This window comes from Vulcanithermus mediatlanticus (genome assembly GCF_055385885.1).
Genome location: NZ_AP042385.1, coordinates 357789 through 384521, shown reverse-complemented (window position 1 = coordinate 384521; position 26733 = coordinate 357789). Strand labels below are relative to the sequence as shown.

General features: G+C 65.8%; 29 protein-coding genes. 14 read left to right on the top strand and 15 right to left on the bottom strand.

All coding sequences use genetic code 11. The annotated features are described in order from the left end of the window. Positions 1 to 728 precede the first annotated feature (728 nt). On the bottom strand, positions 729 to 884 hold the full coding sequence (locus ACZ5BT_RS02940; protein WP_464885136.1) for a hypothetical protein: 156 nt from the start codon (positions 882 to 884) through the stop codon (positions 729 to 731). Between the two features lie 126 nt (positions 885 to 1010). Beyond that, positions 1011 to 1148: a hypothetical protein gene (locus ACZ5BT_RS02935; protein WP_464885135.1), complete on the bottom strand. Its 138-nt coding sequence runs from the start codon at positions 1146 to 1148 to the stop codon at positions 1011 to 1013. A gap of 90 nt (positions 1149 to 1238) precedes the next feature. Here ACZ5BT_RS02935 and ACZ5BT_RS02930 point away from each other — a divergent pair, with 90 nt between their 5' ends. From ACZ5BT_RS02930 to ACZ5BT_RS02920, 3 genes are all read left to right on the top strand, one after another. Further along, entirely contained in the window at positions 1239 to 1745 is a 507-nt protein-coding gene (locus ACZ5BT_RS02930; RefSeq protein WP_464885134.1) for a 2'-5' RNA ligase family protein, read from the top strand. A gap of 61 nt (positions 1746 to 1806) precedes the next feature. Continuing rightward, a complete protein-coding gene (locus tag ACZ5BT_RS02925; RefSeq protein ID WP_464885133.1) occupies positions 1807 to 4068 on the top strand; it encodes a PD-(D/E)XK nuclease family protein in 2262 nt (753 codons plus the stop codon). After that, entirely contained in the window at positions 4065 to 6731 is a 2667-nt protein-coding gene (locus tag ACZ5BT_RS02920) for a UvrD-helicase domain-containing protein (protein ID WP_464885132.1), read from the top strand. The genes ACZ5BT_RS02925 and ACZ5BT_RS02920 overlap by 4 nt, the downstream gene beginning before the upstream one ends. Here the strand turns inward: ACZ5BT_RS02920 and ACZ5BT_RS02915 are convergent. The 6 genes from ACZ5BT_RS02915 to ACZ5BT_RS02890 form a co-directional block, all read right to left on the bottom strand. Then, positions 6663 to 6950: a hypothetical protein gene (locus ACZ5BT_RS02915; protein WP_464885131.1), complete on the bottom strand. Its 288-nt coding sequence runs from the start codon at positions 6948 to 6950 to the stop codon at positions 6663 to 6665. The two genes, ACZ5BT_RS02920 and ACZ5BT_RS02915, sit on opposite strands and share 69 nt — an antisense overlap. After that, a complete protein-coding gene (locus ACZ5BT_RS02910) occupies positions 6947 to 7357 on the bottom strand; it encodes an OsmC family protein (RefSeq protein WP_464885130.1) in 411 nt (136 codons plus the stop codon). Before ACZ5BT_RS02910 ends, ACZ5BT_RS02915 begins: the two co-directional genes overlap by 4 nt. Before the next feature lie 16 nt (positions 7358 to 7373). Next, positions 7374 to 8159 (bottom strand): SDR family oxidoreductase, encoded by a 786-nt coding sequence (locus tag ACZ5BT_RS02905; protein WP_464885129.1) that lies wholly within the window; start codon positions 8157 to 8159, stop codon positions 7374 to 7376. A gap of 7 nt (positions 8160 to 8166) precedes the next feature. Continuing rightward, positions 8167 to 8670: a GNAT family N-acetyltransferase gene (locus ACZ5BT_RS02900; protein ID WP_464885128.1), complete on the bottom strand. Its 504-nt coding sequence runs from the start codon at positions 8668 to 8670 to the stop codon at positions 8167 to 8169. Between the two features lie 69 nt (positions 8671 to 8739). Next, a complete protein-coding gene (locus ACZ5BT_RS02895; protein WP_464885127.1) occupies positions 8740 to 8961 on the bottom strand; it encodes a cold-shock protein in 222 nt (73 codons plus the stop codon). Positions 8962 to 9077: 116 nt separating this feature from the next. Beyond that, positions 9078 to 10157 (bottom strand): DnaJ C-terminal domain-containing protein, encoded by a 1080-nt coding sequence (locus ACZ5BT_RS02890; protein ID WP_464885753.1) that lies wholly within the window; start codon positions 10155 to 10157, stop codon positions 9078 to 9080. Between the two features lie 60 nt (positions 10158 to 10217). On the opposite strand from ACZ5BT_RS02890, the gene ACZ5BT_RS02885 reads away from it, so the two are divergent. From ACZ5BT_RS02885 to ACZ5BT_RS02850, 8 genes are all read left to right on the top strand, one after another. Continuing rightward, complete coding sequence (locus ACZ5BT_RS02885; protein ID WP_464885126.1) at positions 10218 to 11501, top strand: replication-associated recombination protein A; 1284 nt, start codon at positions 10218 to 10220, stop codon at positions 11499 to 11501. Between the two features lie 62 nt (positions 11502 to 11563). Further along, complete coding sequence (locus ACZ5BT_RS02880; protein ID WP_464885125.1) at positions 11564 to 11671, top strand: cytochrome c oxidase subunit 2A; 108 nt, start codon at positions 11564 to 11566, stop codon at positions 11669 to 11671. Positions 11672 to 11674: 3 nt separating this feature from the next. Further along, on the top strand, positions 11675 to 12148 hold the full coding sequence (locus ACZ5BT_RS02875; protein ID WP_464885124.1) for a cytochrome c oxidase subunit II: 474 nt from the start codon (positions 11675 to 11677) through the stop codon (positions 12146 to 12148). 1 nt (position 12149) lies between these two features. Beyond that, entirely contained in the window at positions 12150 to 13841 is a 1692-nt protein-coding gene (locus ACZ5BT_RS02870) for a b(o/a)3-type cytochrome-c oxidase subunit 1 (protein ID WP_464885123.1), read from the top strand. Positions 13842 to 13935: 94 nt separating this feature from the next. After that, complete coding sequence (gene rpsO, locus ACZ5BT_RS02865; RefSeq protein ID WP_464885122.1) at positions 13936 to 14205, top strand: 30S ribosomal protein S15; 270 nt, start codon at positions 13936 to 13938, stop codon at positions 14203 to 14205. Positions 14206 to 14283: 78 nt separating this feature from the next. Further along, complete coding sequence (gene pnp / locus ACZ5BT_RS02860) at positions 14284 to 16470, top strand: polyribonucleotide nucleotidyltransferase (RefSeq protein WP_464885121.1); 2187 nt, start codon at positions 14284 to 14286, stop codon at positions 16468 to 16470. A gap of 2 nt (positions 16471 to 16472) precedes the next feature. Next, complete coding sequence (locus ACZ5BT_RS02855) at positions 16473 to 18179, top strand: ribonuclease J (RefSeq protein WP_464885120.1); 1707 nt, start codon at positions 16473 to 16475, stop codon at positions 18177 to 18179. Between the two features lie 3 nt (positions 18180 to 18182). Continuing rightward, positions 18183 to 19088, top strand: a complete 906-nt coding sequence (locus tag ACZ5BT_RS02850; RefSeq protein ID WP_464885119.1) for an AEC family transporter — start codon at positions 18183 to 18185, stop codon at positions 19086 to 19088. On the opposite strand, the gene ACZ5BT_RS02845 is transcribed toward ACZ5BT_RS02850, so the two are convergent. From ACZ5BT_RS02845 to ACZ5BT_RS02830, 4 genes are read right to left on the bottom strand one after another with little or no spacing between them, the layout of a single operon-like run. Continuing rightward, entirely contained in the window at positions 19036 to 19416 is a 381-nt protein-coding gene (locus ACZ5BT_RS02845; protein ID WP_464885118.1) for a hypothetical protein, read from the bottom strand. The genes ACZ5BT_RS02850 and ACZ5BT_RS02845 overlap by 53 nt on opposite strands. 23 nt (positions 19417 to 19439) lie before the next feature. Beyond that, positions 19440 to 20138 carry a 16S rRNA (uracil(1498)-N(3))-methyltransferase gene (locus tag ACZ5BT_RS02840; protein WP_464885117.1) on the bottom strand — a complete coding sequence of 233 codons (699 nt, stop codon included), beginning with the start codon at positions 20136 to 20138 and terminating at the stop codon, positions 19440 to 19442. Beyond that, the gene (locus ACZ5BT_RS02835) at positions 20135 to 20890 is read right to left on the bottom strand and encodes a 50S ribosomal protein L11 methyltransferase (RefSeq protein WP_464885116.1); all 756 of its coding nucleotides are present in this window, start codon (positions 20888 to 20890) and stop codon (positions 20135 to 20137) included. The genes ACZ5BT_RS02840 and ACZ5BT_RS02835 overlap by 4 nt, the downstream gene beginning before the upstream one ends. Before the next feature lie 8 nt (positions 20891 to 20898). Next, positions 20899 to 21741, bottom strand: a complete 843-nt coding sequence (locus ACZ5BT_RS02830; protein WP_464885115.1) for a phosphotransferase — start codon at positions 21739 to 21741, stop codon at positions 20899 to 20901. A gap of 24 nt (positions 21742 to 21765) precedes the next feature. On the opposite strand from ACZ5BT_RS02830, the gene ACZ5BT_RS02825 reads away from it, so the two are divergent. After that, the gene (locus ACZ5BT_RS02825; RefSeq protein ID WP_464885114.1) at positions 21766 to 22881 is read left to right on the top strand and encodes a radical SAM protein; all 1116 of its coding nucleotides are present in this window, start codon (positions 21766 to 21768) and stop codon (positions 22879 to 22881) included. Between the two features lie 138 nt (positions 22882 to 23019). Next, positions 23020 to 24522: a carboxypeptidase M32 gene (locus ACZ5BT_RS02820; protein WP_464885113.1), complete on the top strand. Its 1503-nt coding sequence runs from the start codon at positions 23020 to 23022 to the stop codon at positions 24520 to 24522. Positions 24523 to 24564: 42 nt separating this feature from the next. Here ACZ5BT_RS02820 and lspA read toward each other — a convergent pair whose 3' ends face one another. Then, positions 24565 to 24999: a signal peptidase II gene (gene lspA / locus ACZ5BT_RS02815; protein WP_464885112.1), complete on the bottom strand. Its 435-nt coding sequence runs from the start codon at positions 24997 to 24999 to the stop codon at positions 24565 to 24567. A gap of 85 nt (positions 25000 to 25084) precedes the next feature. On the opposite strand from lspA, the gene rpmB reads away from it, so the two are divergent. After that, complete coding sequence (gene rpmB, locus ACZ5BT_RS02810; RefSeq protein WP_464885111.1) at positions 25085 to 25384, top strand: 50S ribosomal protein L28; 300 nt, start codon at positions 25085 to 25087, stop codon at positions 25382 to 25384. Between the two features lie 85 nt (positions 25385 to 25469). Here the strand turns inward: rpmB and ACZ5BT_RS02805 are convergent, their stop codons facing one another. Both ACZ5BT_RS02805 and ACZ5BT_RS02800 read right to left on the bottom strand, forming a co-directional pair. Next, positions 25470 to 26465: a TIGR00269 family protein gene (locus ACZ5BT_RS02805; RefSeq protein ID WP_464885110.1), complete on the bottom strand. Its 996-nt coding sequence runs from the start codon at positions 26463 to 26465 to the stop codon at positions 25470 to 25472. Then, positions 26462 to 26665 (bottom strand): MoaD/ThiS family protein, encoded by a 204-nt coding sequence (locus ACZ5BT_RS02800; RefSeq protein ID WP_464885109.1) that lies wholly within the window; start codon positions 26663 to 26665, stop codon positions 26462 to 26464. The genes ACZ5BT_RS02805 and ACZ5BT_RS02800 overlap by 4 nt, the downstream gene beginning before the upstream one ends. Positions 26666 to 26733: the final 68 nt, after the last annotated feature.

The window sequence follows — 26733 nt, the reverse complement described above, 5'->3', positions numbered from 1 at the left end:
CCCCCTCTTCTTACACAGAATTCGACACAAGAAAGATTACACCCTCGCGAATCAAGCTCAGAAGCCAGCAAGTAGGGCAAAAAGCCCCGCTGTGCGGCCTGCCTAAATTCCGCTCCCCCCGCGAATAATTCAAGCCAAAAACTCTGCACACCCTGTCTCTCGAATGGAAAAGTGATCATTGCAAGGATCGCGGCAGCGATCACGCCCCAAACAAACCCACGCAGATAGTTCCGGCGCAAGACGGAAACACCCCCTTCAATTCTTGCGACACATCGAACGTCCTGGAACCCGTGCGCGGATTTTCCGCGCACGGGCAGTCGAGAAACGCTTAGCTACCAGCCACCTCCTCCATTCGCGCCCCTATTCGCACCGTTTGTCCCGTTACCGCTCCGGCCCCTCCTATTCCATGGCCAGTTGGAAGCAACGGTCGTCGCAAAGGCTTTCGCAGTGGAAATAGCAGTTTTCGACCAATTAATAAGGGTTTTCGGCACAGCCTCGACCAAACCGGAGGCGTATTTCTTCACCACAATGACGCTCTTGGTTACCGCCCCAGACCCTGACACAGCGCCGATAACAGCGGATTGGCCAACGCGATCGAGAAGTGGCTTGCCTTGCAAGCGGTTGGCCACCATCTGCGTACCGGCTCCGACTGCAGCACCCCAAGCCATCCCTGCCAGCCAGGGCAAGAACTCAAACTCACCAGAAGCCTTATCAAGGCTACGGTCGCTTCACTCCTTTCCCTCCGGCACCACCACCTGCACGATCTCACCCTGCTGCGCGGGGGCGGCCGCCTTCACCTGCTCCCCCGCGGCCAGGACGGGGGTCACCCCCATGAGCAGGAGTCCGAAGACCAGAAGAACCGCAAGCCCTTTCTTCACACCCATCACCCCCTGAAGGCAAGAAGAGAGATGGAAGGGCCTCCAGTAATCACTCCTAATCCATGGGGGGCAGAAGTCAAGCGAAACTTCACACCCGCCCTCCCGGAGCCCCTAGGGCTTTGGAGGTGGCCCTCAGGTCGAGAGGCGGTACGCCAAAAGCGCCCCCGGATTTCGCGCCCAGCCCTCCCGCAGGTCGGCCTCCACCCGCTCGACCTGCGTGATCAGGGCCCCGGCCCTGAGCTCCAGGCGCGCCACCCTCCAGAGCAACATGGCGGAGAAGGCCCGGCTCGTCTGGATTTTGGCGCCGGAGGCGTGCCTGGTTCCCGGCCTCGCCGGGGGGCGAGGGGTATACTTGGGCCTGTGTACGGTGTTCTCGCCTGGCCTCCTGACGATCTGATGGAGTGGATGCGGCGTTTGCAAAAGGCCTACGGCGTTAAGGGCTACGGGTCGCCGCATTTGAACCTCCGGCAACCTTTCAAGTGGCGCTGGAGCCAGGAGGCGTTGCGGCGGGGAGTGGAAGGTATCCTGCGCGGCCACCAGCCTTTCCGGGTCAAGCTCGGGGGCTGGGGCGTGTTCGACGGTAAGGGCGTCGTGTACCTCAGGGCCTACGGTGGATCGGCGTTTGACCGCCTCTACCAGTCGCTCGAGCCCCTGGCCCCGCCCGAGGCCGAGATCGAGGGGCCTTCCTACATCCCCCACCTCACCCTGGCCCTGGACCTCGAGAGGGACGCCGCGGAGGCCCTGGCTCGCAAACTGCCGCCCCCACCCCGCAAGTCCTTCACCATCAGCGAGGTGGCGCTCGTCGAGGATGACGATGGCGATTTCGTCGAGCTGGCTCGCTTTCCCCTGGGACCGGTTGAAAAATAAGTGCGTCTTCGATGGTGCAGGTTCGCCGGCTGGGCAGGCCGAGCGCCGATAGACTGAGGCGATGAAGCTCGTCGTCGGGCCTCCCGGCTTGGCGGAATCCGCCCTGCTTCTGCGCGCCCGGGAACGCCTTTCGCCCGAGAAGAACTTGGTATGGGTCACGCTACCGCACCAGCGCCGCTACTTCCTGCGCCGTTTGGGTGAGGGTGGCGCGGCGCTGGGGGTCGAGGTCTTGCACTTCCAGCAGTTTTACTTCAAGGTTTTGAGCGAGCTTGGCAGGCTGCGCCCGGTTCTGGGGCGTGGGGGGCGGATTGCCCGGGTTGCCGATGCCTACCGCGAGGTGCTGGGCCGGATGCCCGGCCCCGGGGAGGCGGTGCTTTATACCCGGGCGATCGCCGAGGCCAAGCGCAACGGGCTTTTGCCGGAGGATCTGCCGGTGCCCGACGCCGAGGCGGAGCATTTGGCGGCTGTTTTCGCCTGCTACGAGGCTCGAAAGCGGGAAGCGGGCGTGTGGGATGCCGACGATGTGCGGGCTGAAGCGGTGGCTGCGGTGACCTCGGGTCGCTACCGCTATTCGGGGCCGGTATTCGTCGGCGGCTTTTGGGAACTCGGGGTCCTCGAGGCCCGCTTTCTTCTGGCTTTGGAGGCCGGGGGCGCCGAGGTTTGGGCCTCGCTCCCCGAGCCGGTGCCGTATGCCCAGGTGGTTGAGCGGGTGGGACCGTCGGCCGAGAAGCGAGCCTTCCGCGCCCAAAACCCGGTTCAGGAGATTCGCTGGGTGCTGACCCAGCTGAAGCGGGACGTTGCCTCGGGCATCGACCCCCAGGACCTGGCGCTGGTGGTCCCGCCCGCCCTCAAGCGCCAGGTGGTGCTTTTTTCCCGCGAGTACGAGATCTATTTGATGGACGAGGCCCCGCTTTCCCTGGCCGAGACCGAAGCGGGGCAAAGGCTCATTCACCTGCTCGAGTTCGAGGCGCGCATGGGGCCGGAGGTGCTTTTGCACTTTGAAGAGCTCGCTGACCTGGGTCGGGAGGCGCTTCGCATGGGGCTCGTCGGGCGGGCCGCGATCGAGAAGCTGGCGAGGGCAATGGGACTCGATGCCGCCCTTTCGGCCCTCGAGGCGCGCCTTCGACCGCCGTCACCCGAGCCCGGGCGGGCCGCGCCTACCTGGGAGGCGCTCTCGGCCTGGGCAGCCCGCCTGCTCGAAGGCCTGCCTTTCGATGACGACGCCTGGCGCGAGCGTTTCCTCGAAGTCTTCCGCCAGGCGGCGGAGGCCGATCCTATTGACCCCAGGCCCTGGTGGGCCTCTTTCCTCAAAACCGAGGCGCTCTTTTCGCCGCAACCGGCCGGCATCGCCCTCCTCACCCCGGATCTGGCCATCGGCCGGCGTTACCGGAAGGCCTACGTCATCGGGGCCCAGGAGGGGGTGTACCGGGTGGGGGAGCGGGAGGATTACTTTTTTCCCGAGGAGTGGCGGCGCGAGCGCGTCGATCCCCGGGGCCCAGCCGGGCTGCCGAGGCGGCTTCGAGGCCAGGATCGATGGCTCTGGCAGGCTCTCTCTCACCTGGCGGAAGAGGTTTGGATCAGCTACCCCGAAACCTCGGGCGGTGAAGTCCTTTCCCCCGAGCCGGGCCTGTTCGCCTCCGGGGAGGCCCTGGCCCAAGCCAGGGTGGAAGCGGCGGCGAGCCCTGCGCTTTTGCAGCCGGCGAGGCCTTGGGCGCGCGTCTGGGGTCGCCTCCAACCCCGGAGCTTCCGCCATGCCGACGAATTGCGGCGTTTCGCCGAGGGGGGGTATTGCGGGCTGCGTTTTTGGTTCGACGGATACCGGCCCCTGCGTCAAAGCGAGGAAGAGGCTCGGGAATGGTGGTCGATGTTCCAGGCCCTGGCCCGGGCCACCCACCCGCCCGAGGCGGCGCTTTCGGCCTGGGGCATGGCGGCGGACCAGTGGCGTCGGATTGACTTTTTGAAGCTGGTGCCGACCGATTTCGGGGCGAGTGCATTGGTACGGGGCTACGAACGGGACGGCGCGGGCGTGGTGCTCCACCACTTCGCCCCCGAGGACGCCGAGCCCTCGAACCTCAAGGCCTGGGGTCTGGTTTTGGCTTACGACTTTCTGCAACGCCAGGGTAAATCTCCCCGCGCGCTGCTCTGGGCTTTCGGCAAGCCCCCCCTCGAGATCGGCGCCTGGCTTTCCGACTCCGTGGCATCGGTGCGCCGGGAGCTCTCGACCGCCCGCAGGCGGTTTCGCGCGACCCAGGTGGTTCCCAGGCCCGGCTGGCACTGCCGGAAATGCCCTTACCTGGATCTGTGCGGGGAGGGGGCTTCATGAAGGTCCGGATCGCCTCGGCGGGTACGGGCAAGACCACAGCCCTCGCCCATCGCTACCTCCACGCCCTCGAGGACCTTCCCCCGTACCGCCTGGTGGCGGTGACGTTTACCCGTACAGCGGCGGCGGACCTGCGCTCGCGAATTCTGGAGACGCTCATGCCCCAGCCAGAGCTCTGGGTCCAGGCGCTCTCGGCGCCGATCCTCACCATTCACGGGTTTTTCGCCGAGCTCTTGCGGCTGGCGGCGCCCCGGCTCGGCCTCTCGATCGACTTCCAGCAGGTGGACGCCTCGTTCGCCGAAGGGTGGTTCACCGAGGAGGCGCGTTCCCTGCTTTACCTCGAGGAACTGCCGGAAACCCCGTGGCTTTCGCGGCTCTTGGCGCTCTTTAAAAAGCGATCGCTGGCGCCATCGCTGGCGCCGCTGGGGCCCGAGTCGGCGCGGCTCCACGAGCTCTTTGAGCGGGCCCTCCGGGCGTACCATCGCCGGGTTCTGTCGACGACCCCGGGGCCATCCGACGTTGAGCGCCTCGCCTACCGCCTGCTGGTCCAGGCCGAGCGCGAGGCCGGCCTGCGCGATCGGCTCGTGGCCCGATTCAAGCGGGTTTTCATCGACGAATTCCAGGACACGAGCCCGCTCCAGGGTGAGGTGTTTTCCCGCCTCGAGGCCCTCGGCGTCGTCGTGGAAGTGGTCGGTGACCCCAAGCAATCGATCTACGCCTTCCGCAACGCCGACGTCGAGGTTTTTCGTCGGGCGCGGGCGCGGGGGGATGCCCTGCCACCGCTTCAGACCAGCTACCGCCACGCCCGATCGATCGTCGCTTTTCTGAACCGGCTGACCCGGGCGCTCGGCGAGGCGTCGCTCGGCTTCACCCTGGACGAGGCCGAGCCGGTGGAAAGCCATCGGGAAGCCGACGGTGAGGTCCGGCTCTGGACGGTGCGGGGCGAGGGGTCGCTCGACGACCTTCGTCGCTACGAGGCGGACCTGCTGGCGGCAGAGCTCAAAAAGGCCCGGTCAGAGGGCCTCGCCTGGCGCGAGATGGCGATCCTGGTCCGCAGTTATGCTTCGATCGGCTTCCTCGAGCGTGCGCTCTCGGCCTATGGTATTCCCTACGTTGTCTTCGGGGCGCGGGGTTTTTTCGAGCTTCCCGAAATCAAGGCGCTTTATTACGCCATCGTGGGGCCCTGGGATCCGAGCGACCGCTACGCGCTGGCGACGTTTTTGCAGGGACCTTTCGTGGGGCTTTCCCTTGAGGCCGCGGTTCGAATCGCCAGCGATTCGGATCCCGAGCGAGCGCTCGCCGAGTTCCCGAAAGCCGAGGCGCGTTTTTCCCAGCTGGCCCAGGCGGTCCGCACCCGAAAGCCGCTGGCTTATCTCGAGTGGCTGGTGAGGACGCGCTTTGACGGGGCCAATTACCTCGAGCGTCTTCCGCCGAAACACCGGGCCAACGTGGATGCCTTGTTGATGAAGATCGCCGAGGATCCGCCGGCCCGGATAGAGCTTTTGGTTCAGAAGCTCGACCGGTTCCGCCGGTTTACCGACGAGGGCGCGCTGGTCGAGGGGGGCGAAGACGCGATCCGGGTGCTGACCATTCACAAGGCCAAGGGGTTGGAGTGGCCCCTGGTGGCGGTCTTCGACCTCAACCGGGGCTCAAGGCCCGATACCGACGAGCTCCACGTTCGCCCCCACGCCGGCGAGTTTGCGCTCAAAGGGGAGCCGGCGTTCGATGAGATTCGCAAGGCGGTGAAGGCACGCGAGATCGACGAGGTCCACCGGCTCCTCTACGTGGCGCTTTCACGGGCGCGCGACCGGCTTTGGATGACCATGAGCCTGCCCGATCGCGCGTTCCGCCAAAAGGCGGGAAACCCGGCGTGGGTCCTTGCCGAGCGTTTGGGGATCGGGCGCTGGGAAGAAGTCGAGGTTCGGGAGGTCAGGGCGGGGTGGAAGCTGCCCGGGCTCAAGGAAACCCCGGAGCCGGAAAGCCCCGAAGGCAGGGAGGAGCTTTTGATGCCGATCCGTCCGGCGCCGTTTTTCCCGGTGGACTCCCCCACCGGTCTGAAGTCGAGGGATGCCGGAGCGTTTGACCTCGAGGACCCCCTGCCGAAGGCGGGGGCGGGGGAGGCGGCCCGGGCCATCGGGGTGCTCGTTCACCAGGCCATCGCCATGAACTGGCGACCTGACGATCCCCGGGACCGGGAGCGGCTTTTTTCCCAGGAAGTTTTCTTGCGGCTCGACCCCGGGGTGCGCCCCCGGGTGGCCTCGGAAACCGAGGCGCTCCTCCGCAAGTACCACGCGATGCTCGGCACCTCGCTGCCCGACCTTTCGGTCCGTGAGGTCGATCGGGCCGAAGTCGGGCTCGTCCTGCCATACCGGGGCGTGGTGTGGGAAGGGGTGATTGACCGGATCTACCGGGTGGGATCGCGCTGGTACCTCGACGACTACAAGACCGACCGGGTGGATGGTGCATCCGATGCGCTCCTCGGGCACGCCCGGGCGGCGGGCTACCTCTTCCAGCTGGCGCTTTACCGCAAGGCGGTGATGGAGGCCTGGTCGGTCGAACCCGAGGTGCGCCTGATCTATTTGCGGCCGGGGCGCGTGCTAATCCTCGATCCCGATCTGCTGACGCAGGCGCTCGAGCTCAGGCTCCGTGAGACCCTCGGCGGTTAGGACGTTGAGGGCGCGTTCGATGGCGAAGGTCCCTTCGACCTCCTTGCCGGCTTGGATGAGGAGATGGCCGAGGAGGTATTCGAGCCGGGCCCGGCGCCGGGGGTCGGCCTCGAGGACCACCCGGGCCCGGAGCGCCCCGATGACTTCGATTTCCTGCCCCCTTTTCAGGCGCTCGCGCAAGGCCTTGAGAAGGTCGGACCAGTCGTGGGCCTGGTTCACTGCGCTTCGGGTTCCACCTCGACCTCGACCTCGATCTCGGCGTTCAGCGTGGCGCTCACCGAGCAGAACTTCTCGTGGGAGAGCCGGGCCGCCCGCATGAGGGCTTTCTCCGTCACCCCGGGTCCGCTGGCGACGTGTCGGAGCCGGATATGGGTGTAGCGCTTGGGGTGGGTTTCGGCGCGGGTCCCTTCGACCTCGACACGGTAGCGCTTGAGCGGGGTCCTTCGCTTTTCCATAATCGCCACCACGTCGTAGGCGGTGCAGGCGGCGAGGGCGACGAGGAGGAGTTCCATCGGGCGCATCCCCGCCGGGGGCGTTTCCCCGTCGACGACCACCCGAACCTGGTTTTCGTTTTCGGCGAGGAATCGCTGTCCGCACAGGTGGTGGAGCACGATCTTCTTCTTCACCGCATCCTCCCCGCAATCAAAGCAGCGAGCGCACGTACCCGCCGTCCACGATGATCGTTTGGCCGGTGAGGTAGCTGGCGGCCTCCGACAGCAGGAAGACGGCGACGCTGGCCACCTCATCCGGCTCCCCGAGCCGCCCGGCCGGGATCTGGCCTTCCAGTTCGCGGTAGATTTCTTCCACAGGCACCCCGGCTTCCCTGGCCTTGTGGGCGAACAGCTGCTCGACCCGCTCGGTCCGGGTGTACCCCGGGCCGACGGCGTTCACCGTGATCCCGAATTTCGCGACCTCGCGGGAAAGGGTCTTGAGGTAACCGGTCACCCCGGCGCGGATGGCGTTGGAAAGGGCGAGGTTTTCGACCGGCTCCTTGACCGCGAGCGAGGTGATGAAAACGATGCGGCCGTAACCCCGGCGCTTCATCGCTGGGAGAAGCCCGTTCGTGAGCTCGACCATGGGGAGGAAGAGCTGCTTGAACGCGCCCTGCCAGGCTTCGGGTCCGAGGCCCTCGGCCTGTCCGGGCGGGGGACCGCCGGTGTTGGCCAAAAAGAGCTCGATCTCACCGAATGCCCTGGCGGCCTCGAGGACCTTCCCGGGGCCGTCTTCGCGGCTGAGGTCGGTGGCCAGGGCGGCGGCGTCGCCACCCAACTGCCGGATCTCCTCGACCAGGGACGAGAGCTTCTCGGCGTTCCTGGCCACGGCCAGGATACGGGCCCCTTCCCGCGCGAGCCCCAGCGCGATCGCCCGGCCGATGCCCTGCGAGGCGCCGGTGACCAGCGCCGTTTTTCCATGAATCCCGAGCTCCATGGCCCGATTATATGGGGCGGTCTGCCGGGAGGGGCCTCAGGTCCTTGACGTACCACTTGATGGCCGGGCCGCCATCTTTGAAGTAACGGTAGCCGAGGGTGGTAAAGAATTTCGTGGCCTGTGCGTTGTCGCCGTAGACCACGGCGTAGAGGCGGGTGATGCGCTCGCGCAGCTCTGACTCCAGGGCCGAAACGACGGCCTGGCCGATGCCCCGGCCGCGGTAAGGTTCGGCGACCAGGACCAGGCTGATCACCGCTTCACCGTTTTGAGGATGATCCAGCTTGTAGTCCAGGTATCCAACCGGCGTGGGGCCGGCGTAAATGAGCTCGATGCGCCGGCGGGGATCTTGCAGGGCGGCCTCGAGTTCGCGAACCACGTCGGCAGGTTCGGGAATTGGCGCACCAATGAGCTCGAAGTAGCCGGGGCTTTGCCGGTAGACGCGATAGACGGCTTCGATGTCGTTGTGCCTGACAGCCCGGCGTTCGAGCGGGATTTCGGCGAGTGTGGACATCGCTTCCATGCTACCCGAGTCCAAATGAGAAAGGCGCGGCCTCGGCCGCGCCATGGGTTTTCGCTGGGATTAACGCCCTGCGGATTCGACGACGGTCACGTTGACCGCTTGCGGACCCTTGCCCGCGCGGCCCTCCTCGACCTCGAATTCGACCACGTCCCCTTCGTTCAGGGTGCGGAAACCATCGGAGTTGATTGCGGTGTAGTGTACGAACACGTCGCTCTCACCATCACGCTCGATGAACCCATAGCCTTTTTCCGCGTTGAACCACTTCACTCGACCCTTCGGCATTGCTACTTCCTTTCCAACCGGGCACCTTGCCCGCTCCGGTACCAGGGGTTGGGATTGCGCTTGGCCCCCCGGATTTGCCCGGACATCTAAGCCTAGCACGAAGCGGGGGGATTTGTCTACTTTCGCTTGAGCACGCGCTTGACCTTGTCCCAAAACCCTTCCAGGCCCGCGGTTTCCCCGACTTCTTGAGCGTAGGCGAGGAGGTGTTCCCGCGCTTTGGGCGAGAGTTTTTTGGGGACGTCGATGTCGGTGATCACCAACAGGCTCCCCCGGGGGCCGCCGGTGGGGTCGGGGAGGCCGGCGCCCTCGAGCTCGAACACCTGGCCCGCGCCCGTGCCCGGGGGAATTTCGAGGACCACCGGGCCCTCAAGGCCCGGGATTTCCAGCTTGGCGCCGAGGGCGGCCTGGGCCAGGCCCAGCCGCAAGCGGTAGATGAGGTTCTTCCCCTCGCGCTCAAGCGAGGGGTGGGGTCTGAGGCGCACCCGCACGAAGAGATCGCCCGGTCCCGCCGGGCCGTCGTTGCCCATTCCCGGGACCCTCAGGTGCTGGTGCTCGTCGATGCCAGGGGGGAGGGTGACCTTGATCTTCGTCGCCTCTTCGGTGCGGCCCCGGCCCTGGCAACGCTCACAGCGTCGGGTGAGGATCCGGCCCGCGCCCTTGCAGTGGGGGCACGGTGTTTCCTGGATCATGGTGCCGAAGATGGTCTGCTGGTAGTGCTGGATGCGGCCGCGCCCGCCACAGGTGGGGCAGGTCTGAGTCGTGCCTCCCTGGCCGCCGCACTCGCTGCAGGTGACGAGCCGGGTGTAGCCGACCTCGACCTCGCCGCCGCTGGCGATGGTCTCGAGGTCTACCTCGACGCTGACCTCGAGGTTCTCCCCCCGGCTCTGGCGCCGGGTGCGGGTGCGGCCGAAGTGCATTCCGAAGATCTCCCCGAAGAGGTCGAAGAGGTCTTCGGGGTAGACCTCACGGAAACGCTCGGCCCCGGGGACGGCGCCCGTGCGATCGTACTGGGCGCGTTTTTCTGGGTCTGAGAGAACGCCGTAGGCTTCGTTGATCTCCTTGAAGCGCTCTTCGGCTTCCGGATCGCCGGGGTTGCGATCGGGATGGTATTTCTTGGCCAGGGCGCGGTAAGCCCGTTTGATTTCCTCCTGGCTCGCCTCCCGGGAAACGCCGAGAATGGCGTAGTAGTCCTTCATCACCAGTTCCACTATAGGGCGATGTCGCCGGTGAATCGAGCCTGGCGTAACCTGAGGGTGATGGCACGCCGTCCTCCTTTGGCGGAGCGCGTCCGCCCCACCCGGCTCGACGAGATCGTCGGGCAGCGCCACCTCCTCGGCCCCGGGGGCCCGATTCGCCGCATGGTGGAATCCGGGCGCCTGGCGTCGATGATCCTTTGGGGGCCGCCGGGGGTGGGCAAGACCACGCTGGCCCGGGTCCTGGCCCGGGAGGTCGATCTTCCCTTCGCCGCGCTCTCCGCGGTCACTGCGGGGGTGAGGGAGATCAAAGCCCTGGTGGAGCGGGCTGAGGCCGAGGGCGGTCTGCTCCTCTTTTTTGACGAGATTCACCGTTTGAACAAGGCCCAGCAGGACTACCTCCTGCCCCACGTGGAGACGGGCCGGTTTTTGCTCGTCGGCGCGACCACCGAGAATCCAAGCTTCGAGATCATTCCCGCCCTCCGTTCCCGGGCCCGGGTCTACGTGCTTCACCCATTGAGCGAGGACGAGGTCCTCGAGGTTCTGCGCCGGGCCCTGGCACACCCCGAGGGGTTGGCGGAAGTTGAGGTGGAAGAAGAGGCATTGCGGCTTTTGGCCCAGAGCGCGGCCGGGGATGCCCGCCGGGCGCTCTCGGCCCTCGAGCTCGCGGCGGATTTGGGTCAGGGGCGGGTTGACCGCTCGGTGGTTCGCGAGGCACTCGGGCGCGAGGCTATTGCCTTCGACAAGGGGGGCGAGGATTTTTACAACCTCATCAGCGCCTTGCACAAGGCGGTGCGCGGCTGCCACGTGGATGCCGCCCTTTACTATCTGGCCCGGCTCCTCGAGGGCGGCGCCGATCCCCTTTACGTGGCCCGGCGTTTGGTCCGCATCGCCAGCGAGGACGTGGGCCTCGCCGATCCCCTGGCTCTGCGCCTGGCGCTGGCGGCAAAGGAGGCCTACGACTTCCTCGGCTCACCGGAGGGGGAGCTCGCCCTGGCCGAGGCCGTGATCTACCTGGCGCTGGCCCCGAAGTCGAACCGCGTCGACGTTGCCTTCCAAAAGGCGCGTCAGGCGGTTCGTGCGCATCCGGCGGCCGAGGTACCGCTCCACCTGCGAAACGCGCCCACCGGTTTGATGCGTTCCCTCGGGTACGGGCGGGGCTACGCTTATATCCACGAGGATCCCGAAGGGAGCTTCGCCCAGAGCTACTGGCCAAAGGGCCTCGAGGCGTCGGCGTTCTACGAACCGAGCGAGGCGGGTTGGGAGGCCAAAGCGAAGTCGCGCTGGGAAGCGCTCAAAGCGCGGTTTCGGCGGGCCGGGGAGCGGGGTAAGGAGGGCAAGGAATAGCGCCTGGGGACATTTGTCCTTAACGTCTCTTTTCAAGATGTCATGCAGGGGGTACGAGGCAGATGAAAGAAGAAAAACCGATAGGTGCCCTTTTGCTGGTGGCTGTAGTAACGGTCACTATTATCGCCATGTGGGTCGGTGTGTTCTCGCTCTTTTTGTCTCGGGGGTAGGCGATGGACCAACATCTGATCGAGAAATACGAACGTTGGTGGATGATCTTCTCGGTGGCGATGATCGTCGTGTTCCTCGTCTTTATCGGCTACACGGTCTCGGGCTATGCCTTTTACGTCCCCGACTCCTCCAGTCGCGTCGACCCGGTCAAGGTGCAGGCCGGGGCCTTCCGCCCGCGGGTGGAAAAGGTCGCTCCGGGCAAGTACCAGGCCTTCGTGGTGGCGCGCGCGTTCTCGTTCAGCCCGGGCGAGATGCGCTTTAAGGTCGGCGACGAGGTCACCTTTTACGTGACCAGCGCCGACGTCCAGCACGGCTTTTACATCCAGGGCACCAACATCAACGTTCAGGTCATCCCCGGTGAGGTCGGCAAAGTGAAAACGGTCTTTAAGCGCCCCGGTGAATATCTCATTATCTGCAACGAGTACTGCGGCATTGGGCACCAAAACATGATCGGAAAGATCGTGGTGGAGGAGTGAGATGGCTACGGCATCCATGCGTCAAGACGCCTATGCACATGCTCCGGTGAAGAAGGTTTCACTGTATTTCATCGTCCTGAGCTTCTTGGCCCTGCTCGTCGGAACGCTCTTTGGGCCCTTCCAGGCCCTCAATTACGCCAACATCAACCTCTATCCCATCCTGGAGCGGCTTTTGCCCTTCGTAAAGTCCTATTACCAGGGCTTGACCCTGCACGGGGTTTTGAACGCGATCGTCTTCACCCAGCTCTTCGCCCAGGGCTCGCTGCTCTATTTGATGTCAAAAAACCTGGAGCTTCAGCCCCGGATGGGCGTGGCCTGGTTCGCCTGGTGGCTGGCGCTCATCGGGCTGGTGATGGCCGCGATTCCCCTTCTCACGAACGACGCCACCGTGCTCTACACCTTCTACCCGCCGCTCAAAGGCCATCCGCTCTTTTACATCGGCGCCTCGCTGATCATCGTCAGCTCGCTCTTTTCGATCTATCTGGCGGTGGAGATGTGGCTGCGGTGGAAGCGGGCCCACCCGGGCCAGCCCACCCCGCTGGTGGCGTACATGAGCCTCGTGACCTGGCTCATGTGGGGTCTGGCCGCCATCGGCCTGGTGGTGGAGGCGGTCTTCTTCCTCATCCCCTGGTCGCTCGGCTGGGTCAAGGGCGTTGACCCCCTGGTGGCCAGGACGCTCTTTTGGTGGACCGGTCACCCCATCGTTTACTTCTGGCTGCTGCCGGCCTATGTGGTGTGGTACGGCCTCATCCCCAAACAGGCGGGCGGCAAGCTGGTCTCCGACCCGCTGGCCCGGCTGGCCTTTTTGGCCTTTTTGGTCTTCAGCACCCCCGTCGGCTTCCACCACCAGTTCGCCGACCCCGGGATCTCGAAGCTCTGGAAGCTGGTGCACACCGTCTTGACCATGACGGTGGCTATTCCCAGCCTGATTACGGTCTTCACCGTCGGTGCCTCTCTCGAGTACGCCGGCCGCATGCGGGGCGGGAAGGGGCTTTTGGGCTGGATCCGAGCCCTGCCCTGGCACGATCCCTCGGTGACCGCGGCCCTGCTCGGCATGATCCTCTTCATCCCCGGCGGCGCCGGTGGCATCGTGAACGCCAGCTTCACCCTTGACTACGTGGTGCATAACACCACCTGGATCCCCGGACACTTCCACCTCCCGGTGGCGGGCGCGGTGACCCTCACCCACATGGGCCTGGCCTTCTGGTTGATCCCGCACCTGACCGGAAAGCCGTTAATCAGCCGCGGGCTTGCCCGGGCCTCGGTATGGCTGTGGTTTTTAGGGATGGCGGTGATGACCTTCGGGCTGCACGCCATGGGGCTTTTGGGGGTGCCTCGGCGGGCCTGGATTTCCAACATGTCGCCCAACCTCCAGGGCATCTACAGCGACGCCTCGGTGTACATGGTCTTTAACGCCGTGGGCGGGGTCATCCTCTTTATCGCCGCGGTGCTCTTCTTCTACGTTCTCTTTGCCACCTTGCTTCAGCGGCGCCGTCTGCCGCTCGAAGAGCGCCCCGAGGTCCCCTTCGCCGAGGCCATCTCCGGTCCCGAGCACAGCCGGGGCGTGTTGGTGATGGACCGGCTCGGGTTTTGGACCCTGGTGGGGTTCGTGCTCATCCTCGCGGTCTACATGCCGACTTTGATCCGCCTGCTCTCGCAGATGATCCTGGCCCCCGGCTACCGCCTCTGGTAGCGATTTCCAGCTTGACGCCCCTTTCCCCGGAAGGTAGGATGCCTCTTTGAGGGGGAAGGGGCGTCAAGCGCCTTCCTGCCTGACGGAGGAAGAGATGCCGATCACCACTGAGGAAAAACAACGCATCATCGAAGAATTTGCTCGCTTTCCGGGAGACACGGGTTCGGTTGAGGTTCAGGTGGCGCTCTTGACGGAGCGGATCAACCGCCTCTCCGACCACCTTAAGGTCCACAAACACGACTTCCACTCCCACCGCGGCCTTTTGAAGCTGGTGGGCCAGCGTAAGCGTTTGCTTCGCTACCTCGAGCGCGAGGACGAAGGGCGTTACCGGGCCTTGATTGAGAAGTTGGGCCTGAGGAAGTAAGCTGTCATTGACGAAGCAATCGAGGGGCGGGACCGGGGCGCCGGTCCCGCTTTCCCACATGACATGAAAGGTGAGAGCATGAAAGAACAAACCCCCAATACGCCTCAGGCAAAGGTCTACGAAGTCGAGGTCGGCGGGCGAACGTTACGGATCGAGACGGGCAAGTACGCGCGCCAGGCCTCCGGGTCGGTTCTGGTCCGGTACGGCGACACCGTGATCCTGGCCACGGCGGGCATGAGCAAGGAGCCGATCGAGGCCGGGTTTTTGCCCTTGACGGTCGAGTTTGAGGAACGCCACTACGCGGTGGGCAAGATCCCCGGATCCTTTATGCGCCGGGAAGGGCGACCGGGCGAGAAGGCGATCCTCTCCGCCAGGATGACCGACCGGCCGATTCGCCCCCTGTTCCCCAAGGGCTTCCGGCACGAAGTCCAGGTGATCATGACCGTCATGAGCGCGGACCAGCAAAATCCGCCCGATGTGCTCGGCCCGACGGCGGCGAGCGCGGCGCTCATGCTCTCGGAGATTCCCTGGGATGGCCCGATCGCCGCGGTGCGGGTGGGGCGCATCGGCGGCGAATTCGTCCTCAACCCGACGCTACAGCAGGCTGAGGAGAGCGACCTCGATCTGGTGGTCGCGGGGAGCAAGGAGGCCATCATCATGGTCGAGGCTGGGGCCAAGGAGGTCCCGGAGGACGTGCTCGTCGAGGCGCTCGCCTTCGCGCATCGCGAGATGCAGCCCATCATCGCTTTGCAGGAGCGCATGCGGGCGGAGTTGGGAAAGCCCAAGTTCCCCTGGACCCCGCCCGAAACGCTGGACGAGGCCACCTTCGCCGCTTTCTACCGGCGCGCCGTTGAGAAGGGCCTGACCAAGGTTTTGACCGTTGCCAGCAAGCACGAGCGGAGCGAGGCCCTGGATTCTTTCTCGGCTGAACTGATCGCCGAGTTCGTCCCCGAGGACTCGGAAGACGCCGAGAGCCGGCGGAAGCTCTTTGAAGAGGCCTTCGGCGAGGTGGTGAAGCGCGAGCTGAGGCGACTGATCCTCGAGGAGAACCGCCGCGCCGATGGCCGGCGGCCCGACCAGATCCGCGACATCTGGATCGAGGTCGACGTGCTTCCCCGGGCCCATGGCTCGGCCATCTTCACCCGCGGCGAGACCCAGGTGCTTGGCACCGTGACCCTGGGGACCGGTCGCGATGAGCAGATCATCGACGACCTGGGCATCGACGACAGCGAGAACTTCCTCGTCCACTACAACTTTCCTCCGTTTTCCACCGGCGAGGTGAAGCGCCTTCGGGGGGTGTCGCGGCGGGAGGTGGGGCACGGCAATCTGGCCAAGCGGGCCCTGCGGCCGGTGCTCCCCAGCGAGTCCGACTTCCCCTACACCATCCGGATCGTCGGCGACGTGCTGGAGTCGAACGGCTCCTCCTCCATGGCCACCACCTGTGCCGGTTGCCTGGCGCTCATGGATGCCGGCGTGCCCATCAAGAAGACCGTGGCCGGGATCGCGATGGGGCTCGTGAAGGAAGGGGATCGCCACGTTATTCTCACCGATATCCTCGGCCTTGAAGACGCCCTTGGCGACATGGATTTTAAGGTGACGGGCACCCGCGATGGCGTCACCGCGTTGCAGATGGACATCAAGGTCGGGGGCATCACCTCCGCGATCATGCGCGAGGCCCTCGAGGCCGCTCGCAAAGCGCGCCTGGCCATCATCGACAAGATGGAGTCGGTCCTTGCGGGTCCGCGTCCGAGCCTTAAGGACCACGCGCCGCGCATTTTGAGCCTCAAGGTCCCGGTGGACAAGATCGGCGCGGTCATCGGCCCCGGCGGCAAGAACGTACGCAGCCTGGAGGAGCTCGGGGTCGAGGTCGACATCGAGCCCGACGGGACGGTTCGCATCTACTCGGCCGACGCCAAGGCCGCCGAGGCGGCCCGGAAGCGGGTCGAGGACCTGACCCGCGAGGCTAAGGTCGGCGATGTTTTTGAGGGGGTGGTGACCCGCGTGGTGCCTTTCGGGGCTTTCGTGGCGCTCTTCCCCGGGACCGAGGGGTTGTTGCATATCAGCCAGATCGCTGAAGGGCGCGTGGAGCGGGTCGAAGACCACCTCAAGGTCGGCGACAAGGTGCGGGTGAAGGTTTCCGAGATCGATGCCATGGGGCGCATCAACCTGATTCGCCCCGAGCTCGAGGGCAAGATCCCACCGCCACGACGGGGCGGTTCCTCCGGCGGAGGGTCGCGCCGGGGCGGCCAGCGTAGGAGGGCGTAGCCATGGCCGGTGAGGCGAAGAAAACCCGAACCCGGCGGCCCCGGCGCCGGACGTCCCGCAAGGCTCAGGGGCCGGGGTACGTGGAGATCATTCCCCTGGGCGGCATGGGGGAGATCGGTAAGAACATCACCGTCTTCCGCTACGAGGACGAGATTTTGGTCGTCGACGGGGGGCTGGCCTTTCCTTCGGAGGAGATGCTCGGCGTCGACCTCCTGATCCCCCGGATCGACTACCTCATCCAGCACAAGTCGTTGATCAAGGGCTGGGTGCTCACCCACGGCCACGAGGACCACATCGGCGGCCTGCCCTTCCTCTTTCCCCAGCTGCCCAAGGTGCCGGTGTACGGGGCCAAGCTCACCCTGGGCCTGTTACGGGGCAAGCTGGAAGAGTTCGGGCTCGCTCCCGGGTCCTTTGACCTCCACGAGGTCGGGACCGACGACCGGATCCAGATCGGCCAGCACTTTACCGTGGACCTCTTCCGCATGACCCACTCCATCCCCGACAACTCGGGGCTGGTGATTCACACCCCCATCGGGCGCATCGTGCACACCGGGGACTTCAAGCTCGACCCCACCCCGATCGACGGCAAGACCAGTCACTTGGCCAAGGTGGCCGAGGCGGGGAAGGAAGGCGTCTTGCTCCTCATCGCCGACTCCACCAACGCCGAGCGTCCCGGCCTGACCCCGAGCGAGGCCGAGGTGGCCGAGGCTCTCGATATGGCCATCGGTCGGGCCCGGGGTCGGGTGTTCGTGACCACCTTCGCCTCCCACATTCACCGGGTGCAGTCGGTGATCCGCATCGCCGAGAAGTACGGCCGCAAGGTAGCGGTGGATGGGCGGAGCATGGTGAAGTTTGCCCGCATCGCCTCCGAGCTCGGCTACCTCGAACTCAAAGACCGGCTCTACAGCATCGACGAGCTGGTGGATCTGCCTGACGAGGAGGTGCTCATCCTGGCCACCGGGAGCCAGGGGCAGCCCATGGCGGTCCTCTCGCGCCTGGCCTTTGGCGGGCACGCCAAGCTCGGCATCAAGCCTGGCGACACGGTGATCCTCTCCTCGAGCCCGATTCCGGGGAACGAGTCGGCGGTCAACCGGGTGATCAACCGCCTCTACGAGCTCGGGGCCTTCGTGCTCTACCCGCCGGCCTACCGGGTGCACGCCTCGGGGCACGCCTCGAGGGAAGAGCTGAAGCTCATCCTGAACCTGACCCAACCCAAGTTCTTCATCCCCTGGCACGGGGAGATGCGTCACCAGACCAACTTCGCCTGGCTGGCACAGAACATGCCGAGGCCGCCGGAAAAGATCCTGATTCCGAAGAACGGGGACGTTTTGCGGCTGACGCCGGACTCGCTCTCGCGGGTCGGCGAGGTGACGGCGGGGGCCTACTACGTGGACGGCCTGGGGGTGGGCGACATCACCGACGAGATCCTCGAGGAACGCCAGCGCATGGCTGCGGACGGCATCGTGATCATCACCGCCGTGGCCGGTCAGGATCCGGTGGTCGAGGTGGTCAGCCGCGGGTTCATCGAGGCCGGGCAGCGCCTGCTCGGCGAGATCCGCCGCATGTCGGAGTCGGCGGTCATCCAGGGCGTGAAGCGGAAAAAGAGCCTCGAGGCCATCCGCGACGACATCTACTACCCGGTGAAGAAGTTCATCAAGAAGGCGACCGGTCGGGATCCGGTCCTCCTGCCAGTCGTGATCGAGGGGTAGCGGGTGGCGGTGCTCTTTTCCGCCACCCTCCCCGTGTTCTTCATCGCCCTGCTCGGCTACCTGGCCCAGCGCCTGTTAAGGCCCGATGTTCCCGGACTCGTTCGCCTGGTGCTCTACTTCTTCGTCCCCTTCCTGGTGCTGGAGCAGATCACCAGGGCCGCGAGCGGGGGCGCCTGGATCGGTCGCTTCGCGCTGGCCTATGCCCTCACTTACCTGAGCCTTTTCCTCGTTGCCAGCGCCCTGGGGTGGGTGCTGGGCCTGGCGCAGCCCTTGCGCAAGACCCTGGTGGCCTCGGCGGTGTTTCCCAACTCGGGCAACATGGGGCTCAGCGTGGCGCTCTTCGCCCTGGGGCAGGCGGGGCTTGAGCGGGCGGTGGTCTACTTCCTGCTCTCGACGGTGGTGCTCTTTGGTTTCGGCCCCGCGCTCTTTCGGGGCGGGGGCGTGCTTCGCGGGCTGGGGCTTGCCCTGAGGCTCCCCTTTGTGTGGGCCCTCTTCTTTGGGTTTGGCCTCATCGCCTTCGGGCTCTCCCTTCCGGTGTTCCTCGAGCGGGCCGTGGGGCTGCTCGGCAGCGCCGCCATCCCGCTGCTTTTGATGACGCTCGGCATGCAGATCGCCCAGACCTCGCTCCGTTTTGGAGGTTTTGAGCTCGTAGCCAGCGCGCTGCGCCTTTTGCTGGCGCCGGTCATCGCCTTCCTCGTGGGTTCGCTGGTCGGCCTTCGGGGGCTTGAACTCGCGGTGCTGACCATGATCTCGGGGATGCCGGTGGCGGTGAACAGCTACATGCTGGCGGTCGAGTTCGGGGGAGACGGACCGAGGGCCGCCCGCACCGTCGCGGTCTCCACCTTATTGAGTTTTTTCACGGTTCCGGGGGTGATCTGGGTTCTGGGACGGCAGGGGTTCCTAGGTTGACGACCGTGACCGGCTCGCCGGCCCAGAGCAGGACCAGCCGGTGGTACGCCCCCTGACGGTAGGGGAGGGTTGCGGTGAGCACCGTGGGCTTCTCGACGAAAAACGAGCGTTCGCTGAGGCGGTCGGTGTCCCGGTACCAGCGAAGCTCGAGGTAGCCCGCCCGGGGCACCTGGTGCACGGTGATCACCGCCTTCACCTCGTTCCCGGCTGCCTCGAGCCGCGCCGAGACCAGAATCTGCTCGGGCGGCGGGGCCGCCGCCGGCACGATCGGCCAGAAGGTGTAACGGCAGCCCGCGAGAAAAACCAGGAGGAGGAGAGGCCATCTCATGAGACGTATGCGAATTGTACCCTTCACTGGCCGTAGCCGGCGCTGACCACGGCCACGAGCGCCAGCGCCGCCGTTTCGGCGCGGAGGATGCGGCGGCCCAGGGTGACGGGGGTAAAGCCCCGGCCCACCAGGTGCTCGACTTCTTCATCGGAAAAGCCACCCTCGGGACCGACGGCGAGGGCCACCGGCTGTTTCGGGTCGTACACTTCGCTGACCCGGGTGGCTGTGCGCGGGTGAGCCACGAGGCCCTGGCTGACCTGAGGGATGGCCTTAAGGGCCATGGGTCCGCTGACCTCGGGCAGATGGTTCCGCCCCGATTGTTTTGCCGCTTCCACAGTGATGCGGCGCAGCCGCGCGAGCTTTCCCGGACTGATCGTTTTCGGGACCGAGTGCCGGGTGGCGATCAGAACGAAGCGGTGGACACCGAGCTCCGTCCCGGCCCGGATCACCTCGGCGAGCTTGTCGCCCTTGAGGAGCGCCAGGTAGAGCGTCAGTGGCTGGTCGGTTTCCCGCTCGACGGCGAGGCGCTCTTTCAGGCGCAGCACGACCGTCGTCGGCCCGACTTCGACGACCGTGGTCCGGGCTTCGTGGCCCTGCCCGTCGAACACCGTTACCTCATCCCCGGGGCCGGCCCTGAGGACGCGTATCAGGTGGCGGGCCTCGCGACCGCTGAGCCGGATGGTCTCGGCGATCTCGCTGACGTAGGCGCGGTGGCGTCTCATCGGCGTTCTGCCAACAGCAGGGTCCACTCGCCGCGCTCCCGACGCCCGAGGACCCCGAGCCCTGCCGCCTCCAGCGCCCGTTCGACCAGGGTCCGGCGTTCGTTCAGGATGCCGGTGGCGATGAGGCGGCCGCCCACGGCCAGGTGCCCGGCGTAGGCGGGGGCGAACTCGGCGTGGAGTTCGGCGTAGAGGTTGGCGACGATGAGGTCGAAGGGGCCCTCGAGGTCCCCCAGGCTTCCCTGCCGGATTTCCACCGCCACCCGGTTGGCCCGTGCGTTCTTTTGCGCCGCCTCGACCGCGACCGGGTCGATGTCCACGGCCACGACCCGGGCTTCCAGCATGGCGGCGGCGATCGCCAGCACCCCCGATCCGGTGCCGAGGTCGAGGACCCGCCAGCCGGGACGGACCGCTTCGACCAAGGCCTCGAGCGCGAGCTGGGTGGTTTCGTGGTGGCCGGTGCCGAAGGCCATGCCCGGTTCGATCACGATGTCCCGCTCGCCGGCTTCGTGCCAGGGGGCTCGGATGGTGAAGGGTCCGGCGCGGACGGGTTTGAGGTCACGTTTCCATGCCGAAAGCCAGTCTTCGTCGGGCAACCAGGCCCACTCGCCCTCGAGGTCGAGCGCCACCTTTTCCGGAAAGTAGGCCCAGACCTCGCCTTCCCTTTCTTCCAGACCCCGAGCCCCGCGCTCGAAGAGGCGGGGGAGGATCGGATCGAGTTCGGCAAAACTACCCTTGATCTGAAAAACCCACATCGTCGATTCTACGGCCAAAGGGGCGGAAAGTCGTCAAAGAGCCGCGCCGCGCGCGGGAGTTTCTCCTCCAGCGCCGAGGCGAAGGCGCGTTCGGCCTTGGTTTTGAACCAGTGAAGGTCGTGGAGGTAGGTGAGGGGGATCCAAAACGAAAGCCGGCGCCACACGCCCCCGGGGTCGGGGTAGCGCCGGACGAGGATGCGGAGGGTATCGATGGCCTTCGCTTCCCCCAGCAGGTCGAGGCTGCCGGTTTTCAAGATGGCCAGGTCCCGCGCCGGATCGTCGCCGGTGGCCCTGGCCCAGTCGACCACGAAGACCCGGCCGTCCGCGCTCAAAAGGAGGTTTCCGGCCCAGAGGTCGGTGTGGGCGAAGCGGTGTGGCGTGCCGACGACCACGCCGACCCTCGAGCGCAGGCCCTCGAGGATCCGGCGGGCTTCCCCGATGCTGGCCAGGGAGCGTTCGAACTCTGCTATGCGCCGAAGAAGCGGCGCGGCTTCGACCCGCCCCGGTTCCGGGAGCCGGTGCAGGCGGAGCAGGAACCCGCCGAGGCTGGCCAGGGCCCGCGCGTCGAAGCGGGCTTTTGAAAACGGGGTTCCGGGGAAGTACCTGAGCGTGAGGACGCCGTGTCCGCTTGACAGGGTCACGACCTCGAGCACGCGCTCACCGAGCCCCGCCCGGGCCATGTTCTTGGCTTCCAGGTGGGCCAGCGCCGCTTCACCGGGCGGGTAGACCTTGAACACCCTGTCGCCGCCGCGGTAGACGCGGGCCTGGAGGCCGTTGCCGAGGGGTTCCAGCCGAACCCCGTAACGTGAGCCGAGCGCCTTGTAGACCGTCTCGACCACCTGGGCGCTCATGCGCCTAGGGTAGCATGGCGGGGGATGCGGGTGCTCCTTCGTGACGAAGCGACGACGATCAGCGACGGGGTGCGGGTGGCTTCGTTTGACCTCGAGGGCCGCTGGATGACCTACTTCGACGGCAGGGCCCTCTACAAGCGGGCGCTGGCGGGCGAGGTCCATTTCCGGGGTCGGGCCGGTGGTCGCCGCATCCGCCGACGGCTCGCCCGCCCAGAGGCGCTCGAGGTGCACGGCGCGGTCCTGGCCTTCGCCGCCGAGGCGCAAAAGGGGGCCGGGGCTGAGGCCGGCTCGCGTCTGGCCCAGATCCTCTCCTGGAGTCCGGAATCGCTCGACGCCGAACGCGAGCGGTTTTTGCGGATCTACGCCCCGATCAGCATCCTCCCGCCCGACCGCTACCTTTCGGTGGTGTTGCAGGCGACGCTGGGGTGCACCTGGAACCGCTGTACTTTTTGCTCCTTTTATTCCGGCCGCCCGTTTCAGGCCAGAGACGCCGAAGATTTCAGAGCCCACGCCCTGGCGGTCCGCGGGTTTTTGGGCCGGGCCCTGGCTCTGCGAAGGGGGGTCTTTCTGGCCGACGGCAACGCGCTCGCGCTCAGCCTCTCCCGGCTGATCGGGCTTTTTGACGTGGTGACGGAGGTGTTTCCCGGCCAGCCCGTCTACAGTTTCATCGATCTCTACACCGGCGAGCGCCACGAGGTGACGTTCTGGCAGGCGCTCAGCCAAAGGGGTCTGGCGGCGGTCTACGTGGGCATGGAGACCGGGCACGATCCCCTGCTCGCCTGGCTCAACAAGCCCGGCAGTGCTTCTGAGCTTGTCGACTTCGTATCGATGTTGAAGGCGGTCGGCCTCGGCGTGGGGCTGATCGTGATGGTCGGGGTCGGTGGGCGGGCTTTCCAGAGCGCCCACCGAAAGGACACGCTTTCCGTCCTCTCGCGCATGCCGCTGACCCGCGAGGACGTCATCTTTCTCTCGCCGTTCGTCGAAGACCCGGCCTCGGTGTATGCCCGGCGTCGCGCGGAGGAGGGGATCGAACCGATCGCGGGGGACGCCCTGGAGGCCGAGCTCGCCTGGTTCGCCAAGGCCGTGCGGGCGATGGGGCTCCGCGCCGCGCGTTACGACATCCGAGAGTTCCTCTACTAAGGCCCTGCCGGGGCAAATGCGGCGGCGGGGACCCCAGGGGCGTGAACGGCCATCATGCTCCCCCCTGACATGCCCTATCGATCGTGGGCTCGTTCAGCCCCAACAGACTGACCGGTCGTTCAGGTAAACTGGGAAGGTATGGAAGCGGAAAAAGCCTACCAGTGGTTGGTGGAGCGCGGCAAGGAGGTCGCCTATCTGGGCGCGGCCGCCAGTCTTTTGGGCTGGGACCAGCGCACCTACATCCCGGCGAAGGGTCACCCGCACCGGGCCCGGCAGTTCGCGGTGATCTCCCGCCTTTTGCACCAGCTCACCACCGATCCCAGGATCGGGGAGATGCTCTCGGTGGTCGAGGATTCTTCCCTCATGGACCAGGCCGACGTCGCGGCCAACGTCAGGAACTGGCGGCGCGACTACGAGCGCCGGATTCGCGTTCCCGAGCGTCTGGCGGTCGAGTTGGCCCAGGCCGAGAGCGAAGGCGAGAGTGCCTGGGCCGAGCTGCGGGAGAAAGAGGACTGGGCGGGGTTCGTTCCTTACCTGGAAAAGATCCTCTCGCTCAAGAAGGAATACGCCGAGGCGGTGGGGTACGAGGCCGAGGCTTACGATGCGCTGCTTGAGGACTATGAGCCGGGCGAACGCGCCGAGCGTTTGGAGGCTCTTTTCGCCGAGCTCCGGCCGGCGTTGGTCGAGCTCTTGCAGAAGATCCAGGGGGCGCCCCGCCAGCCCGATACCGGCATCGTCCACCGCGACTTCCCGGTTGAGGCGCAAAAGGCCTTGATCCTCGAGGTCCTGCCCCAGCTCGGCTACGATCTCGAGGCCGGGCGGCTTGATCCCACGGTGCACCCCTTCGCCACCCGCATCACGCCGGGCGATGTGCGCATCACCACCCGCTATTACGACGACTACTTCAACGCCGCCTTTTTTGGCTCGGTGCACGAAGCCGGGCACGCCATGTACGAGCAGGGGTTGCCCGAGACCCACTGGGGCACGCCTTTGGGCGAGGCGGTGAGCCTCGGTGTGCACGAGAGCCAATCCCGGATGTGGGAGAACATGGTGGGGCGCAGCCGGGGGTTCTGGGAATACTTTTTCCCCAAGGCCCAGGCCCACTTCCCGGTCCTGGCCGACGTGGGGCTCGACGACTTCGTCTTCGCGATCAACGAAGTTCGCCCCAGCCTGATCCGGGTCGAGGCCGACGAGGTGACCTACAATCTGCACATCCTCCTCCGTTTTGAGATCGAGCTGGCGCTCTTTAGGGGCGAGATCGGGATCCGCGACCTGCCCGAGATCTGGAACCAGAAGATGGAGGCCTACCTCGGCATCCGACCGACCGCTTACAAGGATGGGGTCATGCAGGACGTCCATTGGAGCGGGGGGCTCTTTGGCTATTTCCCCACCTACACCCTGGGCAACGTCTACGCGGCACAGCTTTTCGCCAAGGCCGAGGCCGAGCTGGGAGCCCTCGAGCCCAGCTTCGCCCGCGGTGAGTTCGCGCCGCTCCTCAGCTGGCTCCGGGATCACGTGCACGCCCACGGTCGCCGTTACACGCCGCGGGAGCTCATCGCCCGGGCTACGGGAGAGGAACCCAAGGCGACCTACCTGCTTTCGTATCTGGAAAAGAAGTTCTCGGGGCTCTACGGCTTTTGAGGAGAAAGGTCGGTGCCGGTGCCCTCCCTGCGGGGAGGGCGCTTACTTTCGCCTGCCGCCCGAGATGATGAGGAGCAGCGCACCGATCACCACTGCGGCGTCGGCCAGATTGAACACCGGCCAAAGCCCGGGGCCGATGTCGAGGTAGTCGATCACGTAGCCGCGTCCGATGCGGTCGATGGCGTTGCCCAGGGCCCCGGCGGCGAGCAAGCTGAGCGCGACCAAGGCCAGCGTCGAGAGCCGGCTTTTGGAGGTGGCGGCGAGGTAGGCCAGGATGAACACGCCGACGACCAGGCTGATCCAGCCCAGGGGGGTCGTTTGGCCGAAGAAGAGCCCGAACGCGGCACCGGTGTTTTTCACGTAGGTGAGGTAAAGCCCGGGAAGGAAAGGGTCGGGGATCGGGTCGAGGGTGCGCTGGGCCCAGAGCTTGAAGATCTGATCCAGCACGATAACCAGCGGTACGATGACGACCGGCACGAACGAAGTCTAGCATAAAGGTCGGCCCTGAGGTATACTCTTAGCTTGAGCCGCGCCCTCGGGGCGCCACCGGAAGGAGCCGAAGATGTCGAGGATTTGTGAAGTGAGCGGAAAGCGTCCCGTCGTCGCCAACCGTATCACCCGGCGCGGTAAGGCCAAGCGGGAAGGCGGCGTAGGTAAGAAGACCACCGGCATCTCTAAGCGCCGGCAACTGCCGAACCTGCGCAAGGTGCGGCTGAAGATCGCCGGCAAGACCGTGACCTTGAAGGTGGCCATGAGCCATCTCGACAAGGTCTACGAGGCCATCTCTCGGATGCAGGGGATGAAGCTTGAGGGCCTCTCCGAGCGGGAAATTAAGGCCCGGCTCTTAAAGCTCATTCGCTAGGTCAAAATCCCTGGGCAAAAAGGGCGCCACAGAGCGCCCCTTTTGCATTTGGTGCCGGTGTGTCAGAGCGTCCAGTGGGGCCTGCCTATTCGGGGCGCACCTTTTCTCCGGGGATGAAGATCGGCTTAGGATCGGGCTCAAAGCGCCGGTCTTCGGGCAGGAGGTGCTTTTTCTTCGCCCACTTAAACGCGTGGTCCCAGGTTTTGCAAAACGCGCAGACCGCGCCGGTCGTGGGGTAGCCGCAGCGCTCGCACTCGGCCAGCGCGACCTCCTCGGCGGCAAAGCCCTGCTTGAGGATCGGCTGAATTCGCTTCAGGTACTGCTCGAGGAAGCTCTGTTTGGTGCCCGGCATGGCGTGCTCGAGTTTGTTGAGGGCTTCTTTGTAGAGCAGGCTTTTCGCGCCTTCGGCAAAGGGGCACTCCTCGTGTTGGTAGGGAAGGCGGCGAAGGAGGGTATAGGCGAGAATCTCCCGCTCGGTGAGGAGGTAGAAGGGCTTGATCCGCCGCGCGAGCCCCTCTTTTTGGGGGAGAACAGGCCCCTGGCGCACCAGGGCCTCGGCCTGCCAGTGCAGGGTGTTGCCGAGGAGGACGCTCGCCTCGTCGTCGAGGTTGTGGCCGGTGGCGATGACGTCAAAGCCCTCCTCCACCGCCACCCGGTTCATGACGTAGCGTTTGGAGAGCCCGCACACCGAACAGGTCTGGCGGCGGGTGAGCTCGGAGAGCTCGGGGATGGCCAGGCCGTAACTTTCTTTCAGGTCCACGACGATCAGGGGAAGGTTTTTTAGCTTCGCGAAGTCGGTGCTGGCTTGAAGCGCCCTTTGCGAGTAAGCGTCGATGCCGAGCTGGATGTGCAGTCCGGTGGTCTCGTAGCCGAGCCGGGTCAGGACCTCCCAAAGCGCGATGGAGTCCTTGCCTCCCGAGACCGCGACCAAAACCCGGTCGCCGGGGGTAAGCATCCGGTGCCGGCGAATGGCCCGCTGCACCTGGTGCTCGAACCAGGTCAGGTAGTGGTCGGCGCAAAAGGCCCGGCCGTGCCGGCGGACCTCGACCGCGGCCTTTTCGCCGCACTGCGCGCACTTCACCGCGCGCCCCCCGAGACGGCCGAGATCACCTCGATGGTCTCGTCGTCGCTCACCGTATCGTCGAGGGTCAAAAGCTCGCTGCCCCGGGCCACGATCACCCCTTCCGGGTTGACGTCGAGGGCCTCGAGCACCTCCTTGAGCTTGCGGTCGCCCCTGACCTCGATCTCCCTGCGTTCGGGCGTACGCAAAATCACCTTCATCCCAATCACCCTAGCACGCGGAGGATCTGGCCTTTGGGGGCCAGGCTACGCGGCGGCGTCGGGCTTTG

Coding starts and splice junctions, on each gene's coding strand:
- ACZ5BT_RS02940 (WP_464885136.1), bottom strand. CDS start 884: ATGGGTGTGAAGAAAGGGCTTGCGGTTCTTCTGGTCTTCGGACTCCTG.
- ACZ5BT_RS02935 (WP_464885135.1), bottom strand. CDS start 1,148: ATGTTGCTCTGGAGGGTGGCGCGCCTGGAGCTCAGGGCCGGGGCCCTG.
- ACZ5BT_RS02925 (WP_464885133.1), top strand. CDS start 1,807: ATGAAGCTCGTCGTCGGGCCTCCCGGCTTGGCGGAATCCGCCCTGCTT.
- ACZ5BT_RS02920 (WP_464885132.1), top strand. CDS start 4,065: ATGAAGGTCCGGATCGCCTCGGCGGGTACGGGCAAGACCACAGCCCTC.
- ACZ5BT_RS02905 (WP_464885129.1), bottom strand. CDS start 8,159: ATGGAGCTCGGGATTCATGGAAAAACGGCGCTGGTCACCGGCGCCTCG.
- ACZ5BT_RS02900 (WP_464885128.1), bottom strand. CDS start 8,670: ATGTCCACACTCGCCGAAATCCCGCTCGAACGCCGGGCTGTCAGGCAC.
- ACZ5BT_RS02895 (WP_464885127.1), bottom strand. CDS start 8,961: ATGCCGAAGGGTCGAGTGAAGTGGTTCAACGCGGAAAAAGGCTATGGG.
- ACZ5BT_RS02890 (WP_464885753.1), bottom strand. CDS start 10,157: ATGAAGGACTACTACGCCATTCTCGGCGTTTCCCGGGAGGCGAGCCAG.
- ACZ5BT_RS02885 (WP_464885126.1), top strand. CDS start 10,218: ATGGCACGCCGTCCTCCTTTGGCGGAGCGCGTCCGCCCCACCCGGCTC.
- ACZ5BT_RS02880 (WP_464885125.1), top strand. CDS start 11,564: ATGAAAGAAGAAAAACCGATAGGTGCCCTTTTGCTGGTGGCTGTAGTA.
- ACZ5BT_RS02875 (WP_464885124.1), top strand. CDS start 11,675: ATGGACCAACATCTGATCGAGAAATACGAACGTTGGTGGATGATCTTC.
- ACZ5BT_RS02870 (WP_464885123.1), top strand. CDS start 12,150: ATGGCTACGGCATCCATGCGTCAAGACGCCTATGCACATGCTCCGGTG.
- rpsO (WP_464885122.1), top strand. CDS start 13,936: ATGCCGATCACCACTGAGGAAAAACAACGCATCATCGAAGAATTTGCT.
- pnp (WP_464885121.1), top strand. CDS start 14,284: ATGAAAGAACAAACCCCCAATACGCCTCAGGCAAAGGTCTACGAAGTC.
- ACZ5BT_RS02855 (WP_464885120.1), top strand. CDS start 16,473: ATGGCCGGTGAGGCGAAGAAAACCCGAACCCGGCGGCCCCGGCGCCGG.
- ACZ5BT_RS02845 (WP_464885118.1), bottom strand. CDS start 19,416: ATGAGATGGCCTCTCCTCCTCCTGGTTTTTCTCGCGGGCTGCCGTTAC.
- ACZ5BT_RS02840 (WP_464885117.1), bottom strand. CDS start 20,138: ATGAGACGCCACCGCGCCTACGTCAGCGAGATCGCCGAGACCATCCGG.
- ACZ5BT_RS02835 (WP_464885116.1), bottom strand. CDS start 20,890: ATGTGGGTTTTTCAGATCAAGGGTAGTTTTGCCGAACTCGATCCGATC.
- ACZ5BT_RS02830 (WP_464885115.1), bottom strand. CDS start 21,741: ATGAGCGCCCAGGTGGTCGAGACGGTCTACAAGGCGCTCGGCTCACGT.
- ACZ5BT_RS02825 (WP_464885114.1), top strand. CDS start 21,766: ATGCGGGTGCTCCTTCGTGACGAAGCGACGACGATCAGCGACGGGGTG.
- ACZ5BT_RS02820 (WP_464885113.1), top strand. CDS start 23,020: ATGGAAGCGGAAAAAGCCTACCAGTGGTTGGTGGAGCGCGGCAAGGAG.
- rpmB (WP_464885111.1), top strand. CDS start 25,085: ATGTCGAGGATTTGTGAAGTGAGCGGAAAGCGTCCCGTCGTCGCCAAC.
- ACZ5BT_RS02800 (WP_464885109.1), bottom strand. CDS start 26,665: ATGAAGGTGATTTTGCGTACGCCCGAACGCAGGGAGATCGAGGTCAGG.